Below are 12,156 nucleotides of genomic sequence, written 5' to 3' on the forward strand. Positions count from 1 at the left end.
GCGCGCGACGCCTACGCTGAGGGGATGATCGGCGTCCTCCTCGGGTTCGCGATCATCGCCGGTGTGATCGCCGTCGGCTACCTCGTGGGCCGCATCGGCATCCTCGGGGCCGGCGCCGGTCCCGTGCTCGGCCGCCTCGCGTTCTTCGTGCTCAACCCGGCCCTGCTCTTCACCGTGCTCGCGGAGGCCGACCTCGCGGCGCTGTTCTCCGACCTCCTGCCGGTCGCGGTGGTGGTCGCCGCGATCAACCTCGCGGTCTTCTCCGTCATCGCCCTCGTGGCCTGGCGCCGCCCCGTTCCGGAGGCGACGATCGGCGCGCTGGGCTCCGCCTACGCGAACGCGACCAACATGGGCGTACCGATCTCCGCCTACGTGCTCGGCGACGTCGCGACATCGGCCCCGGTCATCCTGCTCCAGCTCATCGTGATCAGCCCGATCGCCCTGACGATCCTCGACCTCAGCACGAGCGGCCGCATCTCGGTGGGGCGCGTGCTGCTCCAGCCGGTGCGCAATCCGCTCATCATCGCCTCGGCGCTCGGCCTGCTCGTCGCCGTGCTCGGGATCGAGCCGCCCGCCGAGCTGATGCGCTTCTTCGAACTCGTCGGCGGGGCGGCCGTGCCCGTCATCCTCATCGCGTTCGGGGTCTCACTGAACGGGCAGCGGCCGCTCGCGGCGGGGTCGGATCGGCGCAGCGTCGTGCTGGCGACGGTGCTCAAGATGGTCGTCATGCCGCTCGCCGCCTGGGCGTTCGCGCGGTTCGTGTTCGGCCTCGAGGGGCACGCGCTGTTCGCGGCGGTGGTGCTCGCCGCGCTGCCGGCGGGCCAGAACGTCTTCAACTTCGCGCAGCGCTACGGCCGGGGCGAGGCGCTCGCGCGCGACGTCGTGCTTCTCACGACCGCGCTCTCGCTTCCCGTCGTGCTCGTCGTCGCGGCGCTCCTCGCGCCGACGTAGCGTCGCGACGACGGGAGGTGCTCAGGCGCCGTGGTCGGGGCCCGGCACCTCGCCGACGTACATGCCGTAGGTCGCCGTCGCCGCGGCCTGTGCAGCCTCGGGGTCGGCGCCGTCGGCGATGTGCGCGGCAGCCCAGGCGTCGGCCGACCCGCGGAGGAAGGCCTTCCCCTCGTCGCCCGCGGTCCACGCCGCGGGGTCGAACTCGTCGCGGAACTCGGGGTGGCTGAGGTGGAGCGAGAGTCCGAGCAGACCGGAGTCCCAGCCCATCCCGGTCCCCGCCGGGCCGAACTGCTCCCACATCCCGGGCGGGAGGGTGTCGACCCCGGCGACGTGCTCGAGCTCGAGGTGGGTGCGCTCGCCGTCGCCCGTCAGCGTGATCGTGAGGAAGGTCGGATCGCCGCCCATGCCCCACGAGACTCGGAAGCTCGCGACACCGTCGGTCGGGGGAGCGCACGCGAGCACCTCGCCGCCCGCGTTGCCCTCGAGCTGGTAGCGACCGCCGAGCCGGAGCTCGCCGGAGACCGGGAGGAACCAGCGGGCGATCCGATCGGCGGTCGTCACGGCCTCCCACACGTCGTCGATCGGCGACGGGTAGGTCTGGCCGAGCGTCTGCACGTACGACTCGACTCCGTCGCGGGTCTCGGTGCGGAGGCCGCGGTCGACGGCTCCGAGCTGGGCGGCGATGTCCACCATGGTCAGTCCTTCTCTTCCTGTTCGGGGTCGGGGTCGGGGTTCTCGGCGAGACGGCGGGCGCGGCGACCGCGGGCGAGCTCGGTGCCGAGGGCGTCGAGGCGCGGCTGCCAGAAGCGGCGGAAGGCGGCGAACCACGCGTCGGCTTCCGCGAGCGGCGTCGGGTCGATCGCGTAGAGGCGCCGAGTACCCTCGGGGCGCACGGTCGCGAACCCCGACTCGCGGAGCACGCGGAGGTGCTGGGAGACCGCCGGCTGCGAGATGCCGAACTCCTCCTGCACGATGCCGCCGAGATCGCCGGCCGAGGTCTCGCCCGCGGCGAGCAGCTCGAGGAGGCGTCGGCGGACCGGATCGCCGAGGACGTCGAGCGCGTGCATGCGCTCAGTACATCAGTTTCCGCTTATATAAGTCAAGCCTTCTAGAAGATCATCATGCGGTCGTCGTCTTCGTCCGGCTCGAGGTCGAGGTCGACGACGACCGGCACATGGTCGCTCGGGGCGTCGCCCTTGCGCTCGTCGCGATGGATGGCGGCGCCGGCCACGGCATCCGCGAATCTCGGTGAGCCGAGCACGAAGTCGATGCGCATGCCCTCGTTGCGCGGAAACCGCAGCTGCTTGTAGTCCCAGTACGTGTAGCCCGTGGGCACGCGCGGTCGCACGACATCCGTGAGCCCGGCATCGAGCAGCGCCTGGAATGCCGCGCGCTCGGGTTCGGAGACGTGGGTCGAGAGCCCGGGGATCACCGTCGGGTCGCCGTTGTCACCGTCGGTCGGGGCGATGTTGAAGTCGCCCGTCAGCGCGAGGGGCAGGTCGCCCTTCGACCACTCCCGCGTGTTGGAGGCGAGGGCGGCGAGCCAGTCGAGCTTGTAGTCGTAGTGCGGGTCGCCGAGCGCCCGGCCGTTCGGCACGTAGAGCGACCACACGCGCACGCCGCCGGTCGTCGCGCCGATCGCGCGCGCCTCGCGGGGGAGGTCGGGACCCTCCTCGCCCTTGAGGAACCCCGGCATCCCGTCGAAGCCGACCTGCACGTCGTCGAGCGGATGCCGGCTCGCGATCGCGACCCCGTTCCACTGGTTGAGCCCGTGCAGAGCCACCTCATAGCCGGCATCCTCGAACGCCTGCAGCGGGAACTGCGCGTCGGTGCACTTGATCTCCTGCATCGCGAGCACGTCGACGCTCTCGCGCTGGAGCCAGTCGGTGATGCGGGCCACCCGGCTGCGGACGGAGTTGACGTTCCAGGTCGCGAGACGCATGACCATAGTCTTATCGGTGTGACCGACGCCCGTGAGCAGCTCATCCGATTCATCAAGGACGATGCGGTTTTCCACGGCGACTTCACCCTCACGAGCGGCAAGAAGGCGACCTACTACATCGACCTGCGCCGGGTGAGCCTCGACGGACGCGTCGCCCCCCTCATCGGCGAGGTCATGGCCGACCTCATCGCGGACATCCCCGAGGTCTCCGCGGTCGGCGGACTCACCATGGGCGCCGACCCGATCGCGGCGGCCGTGCTGCACCGCGGCGCGGCGATCGGTCGCCGCTACGACGCCTTCGTCGTGCGCAAGGAGCCGAAAGACCACGGACGCGGCCGCCAGGTGGAGGGTCCGGATCTCGCGGGCAAGCGCGTCGTGGTGCTCGAAGACACTTCGACCACCGGTGGATCGCCGCTCAAGGCCATCGAGGCGCTGCTCAAGGTCGGGGCCGAGATCGCCGCGGTCGCCGTCGTCGTCGACCGCGCGACCGGTGCGCGCGAGATCATCGAAGGCGCCGGCTACCCCTACTACGCCGCGATCTCTCTCGACGACCTCGGGCTCACTCCGCAATGAACCCGGACAAGGGCGAAGAGGCCGAGGACTGGTTCGCGCGCTTCGAGCGGGAGGCGCGCGAGTCGGCGCAGCAGCGCGAGGCCGAGGCGGCCCAGCAGCCACCGGTCGCACCCCCCGCGGAGCCCGTCGTGCCGCCGACGGCCACCCCGCTCCCGCCGGCCCCGCTCCCGCCCTCGCCGAGCGCCTCCGACGGACCCCCGCCGGTGACGCCGCAGCTCGCCAACCCGTTCGACGCGCCGCCGGCGACCCCGCTCCAGCCGCCCGCACCGCTCTGGGAACCCGCCGCGACGCAGGCGATGGAGGTGCGCGAGCCCGACGCGACGCAGGCGATGCCCGTCTACCCCGACCCGACGCCGGCGACACCACCGCACGCCGAGCCGACGGTCGCGCTTCCCACGGCAGACGCCGAGCCGACGCAGGCGCTCGAGCGGGCACCGCTGCGTCCGCCGGGAGACGACGGCTCGGCGCTCGATTCCCTCTTCGGCGAAGACCGTTTCCGCGAGTACGAGTCGGCGCTCGGCCCTGACCCGAGCAACGCACCGTTCGTGAACCGCAGCCGCTCGAAGGAGCTCGTCCGCGTCGAGGGTGGTGGCGACGGTGCACCCCCGCCTCCCCGACAGTTCGGCACCCCGCAGAAGATCCTCGCGGGCGTCGCCGGCGGACTGCTCGCGATCCTCGCCCTCGTCGCCCTGTTCCTCCTGGGGACGCGCTTGCCCGACCTCCTCGGTCCGGCGCCCGCGGTCTCCACCCCCACCCCGACGCCGACCCCCACGCTCACCGCTCTGCCGATCGGGCCCGTCGAGCCGGGCGAGTACGCGTGGGACGAGCTGCTCGGCGGCGAATGCCTCGAGCCCTTCGACAACGCGTGGCAGGAGGACTTCACGGTCGTGCCGTGCGATGAGCCGCACGGCGGACAACTCGTCTACCGGGCATGGTTCCCGCCGGAGGTCGTCGACCCCGAGAATCCCCAGGTGGGGAAGCCCGACGACCCGTTCCCCGGCGTCGATGAGCTGCAGACGCGCATGACTCTCCTGTGCTCCGCCCCGGGCGTCGTCAACCTGGCCGCCGCGGGCGCCTTCGGCGACGCGCAGATGCAGGGCGCCTACCCGGTGACGGAGGAGCAGTGGGATGCCGACCCGTCGTACTACTGCTTCTTCAGCCGGGCGTCGGGTGAGCCGCTGACGGTGGATGTCTCCGTCCCGCGGGTCGCGCCGGTGCCGTAGGTCTCGACACGCCGCTGCGCGGCTACTCGACCACCGAGAGGCGGGCGCCGGGGAGACGCGTGCGCATGACCGCGATCGCCTCCGGACTCTCGTCGACGAGCACGTAGCGCCTCCCGAGCGCTGCGGCGACCGCCCCGGTGGTGCCCGAGCCGGCGAAGAGATCGAGCACGGCATCCCCCGACGCGCTCGACGCCTGCACGATGCGCCGCAGGATTCCTTCGGGCTTCTGTGTCGCGTACCCGGTGCGTTCGCGGCCGTTCGTCGGCACGATCGTGTGCCACCACACGTCGGTCGGCAGTTTGCCGCGCTCCGCCTTCTCGGGCGTCACGAGTCCCGGCGCCATGTACGGCTCGCGGTCGACCGCCTCGTTGTCGAAGTAATACGTCTCGGGGTTCTTCACGTAGACGAGGATCGTGTCGTGTTTCGCCGGCCACCGCCGGTTCGACCGCCCGCCGTAGTCGTACGCCCAGATGATCTCGTTGAGGAAGGATTCGCGCCCGAACAGTCCATCGAGCGCGACCTTGGCGTAGTGCGCCTCGCGGTAGTCGAGGTGCAGATAGAGGGTGCCCGCGTCATCCAACAGCCGTCGCGCTTCGAGGAGACGCGGCTCGAGGAACGCCCAGTAGTCGTCGAAGCGGTCGTCGTAGCGCGACACCGCTCCGCCCTCGCTGGTGTACGACCGGCCCCCGAATCCCACTCGGCCGCCCTCGGCATCCCGGGTCACCGTCATCCGCTGGCGCCGCTGCGTCTTGCCGGTGTTGAACGGCGGGTCGAGGTAGATCAGGCGAAACGAGGCATCCGGCAGCCGGGCGGCCGCGGCGAGGTTGTCGCCGTGCACGATCGTGTCGGGATCCCCCGGTGTCCAGATCACCCGACGAGCTCGTGCACGCCCGACAGGATCTCGTCGGGCCGGAACGGGTATCGCTCGATCTCCGCCTGATCGGCGATGCCGGTGAGCACGAGCACCGTGTGGAGTCCCGCTTCGATCCCGGCGACGATGTCGGTGTCCATGCGGTCGCCGATCATCGCGGTGTTCTCGGAGTGCGCGCCGATGCGGTTCATCGCCGAGCGGAACATCATCGGGTTCGGCTTGCCGACGACGTAGGGGTCTTTGCCGGTCGCCTTCGTGATGAGCGCCGTGACCGCACCCGTGGCGGGCAGCACGCCCTCAGCCGTCGGGCCGGTGGCATCCGGATTCGTCGCGATGAAGCGCGAGCCGTTGTTGACCAGGCGGATGGCACGGGTGATCGCCTCGAACGAGTAGTTGCGCGTCTCGCCGACGACGACGTAGTCGGGCGCGGTCTCGGTCATGATGAAGCCCGCCTCGTGCAGAGCGGTCGTGATACCCGCTTCGCCGATCACGAAGGCCGACCCGCCCGGGATCTGCGCGGCGCAGAAGTCGGCCGTCGCGAGCGCGGACGTCCAGATGCGGTCTTCGGGTACGTCGAGCCCCGACGCCCGGAGGCGGGCCGCGAGATCGCGCGGCGTGAAGATCGAGTTGTTGGTGAGCACGAGGAACTCCGTGCCCGCGGCCGTCCACTGCCGGATGAGTTCCGATGCGCCCGGCAACGGCGTGTTCTCGTGCACGAGCACTCCGTCCATGTCGGTGAGCCAGCACTCGATGTCGCCGCGGGTACGCATACCTGAATGCTACGGATGCCGGGTGGTACTCTGGACGCACGAGATCCACGTCAGGTGTGGCGGTTCGAAATCGCAGATCTCACAGAAGCGCGGAGATCCGGGTGCGAGTCCCGGCCGAGAGGTAGCTCAACGAGTAGAGCCCCGCTTTATCGAAAGGAAGGGCCGCCCCAGAAGGGGTGGCCCTTCCGTCTTCCTACCGGAGCGCCATCGCCGCGGCGAGTTCAGTTTCAGTCAGCTTCAGCGCATCGAATCGGTGACGAGCGATGCCGCGCGCTTTGCGCATCGCATCCGATCGCACAAGGGCGGACGGGTTTGCCTCCAACAGGTCATCAATCACCATCGCCGCCCACATCGGGCGAGGCAGCGACGTCTGGAGAAGCTCGTTCACCTGGCGGTCGAGTTTCGTCGTGACGGCTAGTGCGAGCAGCATCTCGCCGTGGCCGAACTCGACGACGTCGCCTTCCGCAAGAAAGCGTGGGCTCCTCCCGCTCAACTTGACCCAGCCCGTCTCGGCGCCGACCGGCCACGCTGCGACCTGATCGACCAGCGCTCTACTTGCCCGCGAGCCCTCATGAATGCGTGCGTTGCGCATGAGGCGCAGTGTGGCGAGTTGCGCGAGAGCGACCGGATCGAGGGTCGTCCCGGTCGCCGCCTCGAGGTTCGAGTGCTGCTGGAAGCTGTTGACGGTCGCCTGTGCTGCAGTCAACAAGTTCGCCTGGCGGAGGAGGTCCAGGCTCGTCCGCATGTAGTCCTCGTGAATCGCCAGCGCGTAGGGGACGCTCATCGCACCGAGGTGTGCGTCGGCGTCTCGCAGGATCTCGGCAGCAGTGTCGACCTTCAAGTTGACCCGGCCGATATGCGGGACGTTGGGATACACCTCGGGAAGCAGCCGATCGGATCCCTCATTGAGTTTGAGCAAGTGGTTGGCGAGCTGCGCTCCAGCCAACAGAGCCATCAGTGCATTGCTCGCCTCGACGCGACTTCGTTCGTACTGTCGATACGCGGCGAATCTGACCACTGGCATGGAGCCTCCTCGCCAGGAGCATGTCACGCGCGGCAGATGCCCGACGATCGAGTGTGGATAGTGTCGGGCGGGTGGAGGGCGAACGCGAGGTCGGGGTCGGGCCGTGGCCCGGCGGGCCCGAGGCGTGGCCGGACGACCCGCGCTACGACCGCGAGCTGCTCGAGCATGGCGACACCCGCAACGTCGTCGACGGCTACCGCTACTGGACGATGGAGGCGATCGTCGCCGATCTCGACACGCGCCGGCGCGGGTTCCACGTCGCGATCGAGAACTGGCAGCACGACTCCAACATCGGATCGATCGTGCGCACCGCCAACGCGTTCCTCGCCGCCGAGGTGCACATCGTCGGCCGACGGCGGTGGAACCGTCGAGGCGCGATGGTGACGGATCGCTACCAGCACGTGCGCGAGCATCCCGACGTCGCCGACCTCGTCGCCTGGGCGCGCGCGGAGGGACTGCCGATCGTGGCGGTCGACAACGTGGCGGGGTCGGTCGATGTGCGGCAGGCGGACATCCCGGAGCGCTGCGTGCTGCTCTTCGGCCAGGAGGGTCCGGGGCTGACGTCCGAGGCGCTCGCCGCCGCCGACTCGACCGTCGAGATCGCGCAGGTCGGCTCGACCCGATCCCTCAACGCGGGCGCCGCCGCGGCGATCGTCATGCACGAGTGGGTGCGCCGCCACGCCTGACCGCCTGCACATCGGCGAGTCGCGCGCCAGTCCCTGACGGGAGCCCGCGACTCGAACTACGGTCGATCTCGCACACCGCGGGGCGGGTGCGGTGTGGCCTTGGGGGGCAGAAGTGGCAGAACCGAACGATCAGTTCGTGGTCGTCGACATCGCGGGCGTGGATCTCGTCCTCGGCATCGGACGGGGCGTCACCCGCTTCGCCCGACGATCCCGCGCCTCCGGCGACCTCGGGGAGCGGGTGACGTCGCTCGTCGTGCGGGACCTCGTCGCCCAACTGGGACTGCCGTACGCCCGGCAGCGACGACGACTGTTCGCGGGCGAGGCGGTACGAGAACTCGCGGAGCCCGGCGACGCGGTCTGGGGACCGGGTGCGGCTCTGTTGCTGGGCGGACTCCGACCCGAGCTCGTGGTGCCGTCCGAATCGCGATCGGGGATCGTCGTCGGCGAGGAGCTTTCCGCGCAGGTGACGCCCCGCCGCCGCCGGGATGTCGTCGACCCGCGCGCGCCGCTCGAGAAGGTGCTGCGGCGCATCGCGGCGAGCGAACTCGTCGTCACCTCGTCGCCGTCGCTCCTCGTGGCGGCCGAAGCCCTGGGGGTTCCGGCCTCCGCCGTGCGATCGCCCGATGCGGCCGCCGACCTCGCGTCGACCGGCGCGATCACCGAGCAGGACGCGATCACCGAGCACTACGACGCGACGGGGCGCGACCCGGCGCAGCTTCTCGCCGCCACCACCGACGAGGCGCGCGAACGCGGAGGAGCACCGGCGCCCCAGTGGGACCCTCATCCGCTGCTCGACGCGTTCCCGGCCGAGCTGTGGGGTGAGAAGGCGGATCCGACGATCCTCGCCGCGATCGGCTGGCGCGCCCGGCTCGCACTCTCCACGCTCGAGGACGCCCCGCCGGCGAGGCGGGAGCCGTGACCCTGGCGCATCCCGGCGCTCCCGATAGCATGGGGTGTAATCCCTCCGTTACCCACCAGGGAGTCCCGCATGCCCGCCATCGTGATCGTCGGCGCCCAATGGGGCGATGAAGGCAAGGGCAAGGCCACCGACCTGCTCTCGAGTCGCCTCGACTACGTCGTGAAGTTCAACGGCGGCAACAACGCCGGCCACACCGTCGTCATCGGCGACGAGAAGTACGCGCTGCACCTGCTGCCGTCCGGCATCCTGACGCCTGGCGTCATCCCCGTCATCGCGAACGGCGTCGTCATCGACATCGAGGTGCTGTTCGAAGAGCTCGACGCCCTCACCGCGCGGGGCCTCGACGTGTCGAAGCTCCTGGTGAGCGCGAACGCCCACGTCATCACGTCGTACCACCGCACGATCGACAAGGTCACCGAGCGCTTCCTCGGCAAGCGCCAGATCGGCACCACCGGCCGCGGCATCGGACCGGCGTACGCCGACAAGATCAACCGTGTCGGCATCCGCATCCAGGATCTGTTCGACGAGAACATCCTGCGCCAGAAGGTGGAGGGCGCCCTCCACCAGAAGAACCACCTGCTCGTGAAGATCTACAACCGACGCGCCATCGCGGTCGACGAGATCGTCGAGGAGCTCCTGTCGTATGCCGAACGGCTGCGCCCGATGGTCGCCGACACCTCGCTCGTGCTGCATCAGGCGCTCGAAGCCGGCAAGACGGTGCTGTTCGAGGGCGGCCAGGCGACGATGCTGGATGTCGACCACGGCACGTATCCGTTCGTCACCTCGTCGTCGGCCACGGCCGGCGGTGCCGCGACCGGCTCGGGCATCGGGCCGGCACGGCTCGAGCGCATCATCGGCATCGTCAAGGCGTACACGACGCGCGTCGGCTCGGGTCCGTTCCCGACCGAGCTCTTCGACGAGAACGGCGACTTCCTGCGCGCGACGGGTCACGAGTTCGGCACGACGACCGGACGTCCGCGCCGCGTCGGCTGGTACGACGCCCCGATCGCGCGCTACGCCGCCCGTATCAACGGCGTGACCGACTTCGTGCTGACGAAGCTCGACGTGCTCACCGGCATCCCGTCGATCCCGGTGTGCGTCGCCTACGACGTCGACGGCGAGCGGTTCGACGAGCTGCCGGTCAACCAGACCGACTTCCACCACGCGACGCCGATCTACGAGGAGTTCCCCGGCTGGACCGAGGACATCTCCGGAGTGCGGTCGTTCGAGGAGCTGCCCGCGAACGCGCAGTCCTACGTGCTCGCGCTCGAAGCCATGTCGGGCTCACGCATCTCGGCCATCGGTGTGGGCCCCGCCCGCGACGCGATCGTCGTGCGGCACGACCTCATCGGGTGAGAGTTCTGTCGGCTTAGTTGCACATTGCTCCGTCTTCCGGCAGCAATCTGCAACTCGCCCGACGGTCAGAGTGGTGAGTCGAGGTGCCCGAGCTCCACGGCATCCGACGCCCTACTCGTCCCCGGCGGAGCGGATCCGGCCGTGCGAACGAGTCGGAGTCGGGATCTGGACGGAGTGCGCTGGCGCCCGCGGGCCTCGAGCCGGGCAAGCCGCGGTCACGTTGCCCGCTCCTCGCCGACTGACGCCCCAGTTGCACATTGCTCCGGGAATACGGAGCAATGTGCAACTAACCCGACGAAACTACGCCGCCGACTTCTGCCCGATGCGCACCATGTTGCCCGCCGGGTCGCGGAACGCGCAGTCGCGCACCCCGTAGCCCATCTCCATCGGCTCCTGCAGCACCTCGCCGAGGCCCGACGCGCGCGCCTTCTCGAACGCGGCATCGACGTCGTCGGTGTCGAACACGATCGGGCCGAAGACGCCGAGGGCGACGAGGGCGGCGAGCTGGTCGCCCTCCTGCTGCGAACGGCCGGCGTGCGGCTGGCTCACGACGAGCTGCCCGACCGAGGAACCCGGGGTGGCCAGGGTGACCCAGCGGAACTCGCCGTAGGGCACGTCGTTCACGACCTCGAGGCCGAGCGCGTCGCGATAGAACGCGACCGTCGCGTCGACGTCGGGAGCGATGACGGGGAAGTGGGACACGGTGATCGTCATGCCGCCGACGCTACGCGCGGGACGGCATCCCGCGCTTCTCCGATTCTGCTCGGCTCGGGCGCATCCCCACCATGACGGTCTGCGGCGGGAGGTTCTCGATGCCCGAATGATCGAGCGCACGGAAGGCCGTCGGGGTCATGCCGACGATCTCGGTGAAGCGCGAGCTGAACGAGCCGAGCGACGTCGCGCCGACCGCGAGGCACACCTCGGTCACCGAGAGCTCGCCCTGGCGCAGCAGCTGCTGCGCGCGCTCGATGCGTCGCGTCATGAGGTACGAGTAGGGCGTCTCGCCGTAGGCGGCTCGGAACCGCCGGGCGAAGTGCGACGGTGACATGAGGGCGCGCCGGGCCATCTCGGGAACGTCGAGCGGTCGCGCGTACTCGCGGTCGATGAGGTCGCGGGCGCGGCGCAGATGGGCGAGGTCGGCGAGCTCCTCGGGCGTCACGATCGCCAGCGTACGCGCTCGGCGCGGGTCAGCTCGCGGTCGCGAGGGCGGCGAACGCGAGGAGGGAGAGCCACGTGCCGAGGGCGACGGAGCCGGTCCAGAGCAGGATGCTGACCACCCAGTCGCGCGCGGTCGGCGTCGTCTCCGCGCCGCCCTCGGTCGGCGTGAGCCCGAAGTAGCGCCGGGCCTTCCCGTCGTAGACGAACCGCTCTCCGGTGAGACTCCGCGACCCGACGATCGTCGGCACGAGTGTCTTGCTCGACACGACGAACCACACCGGCGCGAGCCCCATCACGACGAACAGCACGCCGACGATGAGGTTCGACACCACACCCTGGCCGCCGGCGGCGCCCACGAAGAACTGGATGCCGAGACCGACGAACAGGATCGGCCACGCCCAGGCGACGAGCGACACCCCGAACCCGCGCGCGACGACGAGGGCGATGCCCGCGGAGACGAAGAACCCGAAGATGCCGAGCGGAGCGAAGACGATCACCGACTCCGGGCACTCCGTCTCGATGACGTACGGGCCACCCGAGGCGCAGTACCCACCGAGGCCCATGACGACACCCGCCGCCTGGTAGAGCCCGACGAAGAAGAACGCGAACGACGCCCACGAGATCAGGGAGCCGACGAGACGCCACACCGGGGTGTCGAAGCGGGACATGGCGACACCGTACTG

The 12,156-nt window shown here is 70.1% G+C and carries 15 protein-coding genes; 6 read left to right on the forward strand and 9 right to left on the reverse strand.

From position 1 onward, the window contains the following. Positions 1–24 precede the first annotated feature (24 nt). Positions 25–951, forward strand: a complete 927-nt coding sequence (locus tag ACO1X9_RS06310) for an AEC family transporter (RefSeq protein WP_486349966.1) — start codon at positions 25–27, stop codon at positions 949–951. Positions 952–972: 21 nt separating this feature from the next. Here the strand turns inward: ACO1X9_RS06310 and ACO1X9_RS06315 are convergent, their stop codons facing one another. The 3 genes from ACO1X9_RS06315 to ACO1X9_RS06325 are packed head-to-tail and all read right to left on the reverse strand — an operon-like array spanning position 973 to position 2,893. Beyond that, positions 973–1,644 carry an SRPBCC domain-containing protein gene (locus ACO1X9_RS06315; protein ID WP_486349967.1) on the reverse strand — a complete coding sequence of 224 codons (672 nt, stop codon included), beginning with the start codon at positions 1,642–1,644 and terminating at the stop codon, positions 973–975. 2 nt (positions 1,645–1,646) lie between these two features. Further along, positions 1,647–2,018, reverse strand: coding sequence for an ArsR/SmtB family transcription factor (locus ACO1X9_RS06320; protein WP_486349968.1), 372 nt, complete (start codon positions 2,016–2,018; stop codon positions 1,647–1,649). 41 nt (positions 2,019–2,059) lie between these two features. Next, positions 2,060–2,893 carry an exodeoxyribonuclease III gene (locus tag ACO1X9_RS06325; protein WP_486349969.1) on the reverse strand — a complete coding sequence of 278 codons (834 nt, stop codon included), beginning with the start codon at positions 2,891–2,893 and terminating at the stop codon, positions 2,060–2,062. Between the two features lie 18 nt (positions 2,894–2,911). Between ACO1X9_RS06325 and pyrE the strand changes: the two genes are divergently transcribed. Together pyrE and ACO1X9_RS06335 are read left to right on the forward strand one after the other, a co-directional pair. Then, positions 2,912–3,466 (forward strand): orotate phosphoribosyltransferase, encoded by a 555-nt coding sequence (gene pyrE / locus ACO1X9_RS06330; protein ID WP_486349970.1) that lies wholly within the window; start codon positions 2,912–2,914, stop codon positions 3,464–3,466. Further along, positions 3,463–4,689: a hypothetical protein gene (locus tag ACO1X9_RS06335; protein ID WP_486349971.1), complete on the forward strand. Its 1,227-nt coding sequence runs from the start codon at positions 3,463–3,465 to the stop codon at positions 4,687–4,689. Before pyrE ends, ACO1X9_RS06335 begins: the two co-directional genes overlap by 4 nt. Before the next feature lie 22 nt (positions 4,690–4,711). Here the strand turns inward: ACO1X9_RS06335 and ACO1X9_RS06340 are convergent, their stop codons facing one another. The 3 genes from ACO1X9_RS06340 to ACO1X9_RS06350 all read right to left on the reverse strand — a co-directional run bounded on the left by ACO1X9_RS06340 (position 4,712) and on the right by ACO1X9_RS06350 (position 7,348). Then, positions 4,712–5,560, reverse strand: a complete 849-nt coding sequence (locus ACO1X9_RS06340; protein WP_486349972.1) for a DNA-methyltransferase — start codon at positions 5,558–5,560, stop codon at positions 4,712–4,714. Beyond that, a complete protein-coding gene (locus ACO1X9_RS06345; RefSeq protein ID WP_486349973.1) occupies positions 5,557–6,330 on the reverse strand; it encodes an HAD-IIA family hydrolase in 774 nt (257 codons plus the stop codon). The genes ACO1X9_RS06340 and ACO1X9_RS06345 overlap by 4 nt, the downstream gene beginning before the upstream one ends. Positions 6,331–6,523: 193 nt before the next feature. Further along, entirely contained in the window at positions 6,524–7,348 is an 825-nt protein-coding gene (locus ACO1X9_RS06350; protein WP_486349974.1) for a hypothetical protein, read from the reverse strand. A 26-nt stretch (positions 7,349–7,374) separates the two neighbouring features. Between ACO1X9_RS06350 and ACO1X9_RS06355 the strand changes: the two genes are divergently transcribed. From ACO1X9_RS06355 to ACO1X9_RS06365, 3 genes are all read left to right on the forward strand, one after another. After that, positions 7,375–8,040 carry a TrmH family RNA methyltransferase gene (locus tag ACO1X9_RS06355; protein WP_486349975.1) on the forward strand — a complete coding sequence of 222 codons (666 nt, stop codon included), beginning with the start codon at positions 7,375–7,377 and terminating at the stop codon, positions 8,038–8,040. A 112-nt stretch (positions 8,041–8,152) separates the two neighbouring features. Next, complete coding sequence (locus tag ACO1X9_RS06360; RefSeq protein ID WP_486349976.1) at positions 8,153–8,959, forward strand: hypothetical protein; 807 nt, start codon at positions 8,153–8,155, stop codon at positions 8,957–8,959. A 69-nt stretch (positions 8,960–9,028) separates the two neighbouring features. Continuing rightward, positions 9,029–10,315: an adenylosuccinate synthase gene (locus ACO1X9_RS06365; protein ID WP_486349977.1), complete on the forward strand. Its 1,287-nt coding sequence runs from the start codon at positions 9,029–9,031 to the stop codon at positions 10,313–10,315. A 300-nt stretch (positions 10,316–10,615) separates the two neighbouring features. Here the strand turns inward: ACO1X9_RS06365 and ACO1X9_RS06370 are convergent, their stop codons facing one another. The 3 genes from ACO1X9_RS06370 to ACO1X9_RS06380 are packed head-to-tail and all read right to left on the reverse strand — an operon-like array spanning position 10,616 to position 12,141. After that, on the reverse strand, positions 10,616–11,029 hold the full coding sequence (locus tag ACO1X9_RS06370) for a VOC family protein (protein WP_486349978.1): 414 nt from the start codon (positions 11,027–11,029) through the stop codon (positions 10,616–10,618). A gap of 10 nt (positions 11,030–11,039) precedes the next feature. Continuing rightward, positions 11,040–11,474 (reverse strand): helix-turn-helix domain-containing protein, encoded by a 435-nt coding sequence (locus ACO1X9_RS06375; protein ID WP_486349979.1) that lies wholly within the window; start codon positions 11,472–11,474, stop codon positions 11,040–11,042. A 28-nt stretch (positions 11,475–11,502) separates the two neighbouring features. Then, a complete protein-coding gene (locus ACO1X9_RS06380) occupies positions 11,503–12,141 on the reverse strand; it encodes a hypothetical protein (protein WP_486349980.1) in 639 nt (212 codons plus the stop codon). Between the last annotated feature and the right edge of the window lie 15 nt (positions 12,142–12,156).

Source organism: Pseudolysinimonas sp. (assembly GCF_057350545.1).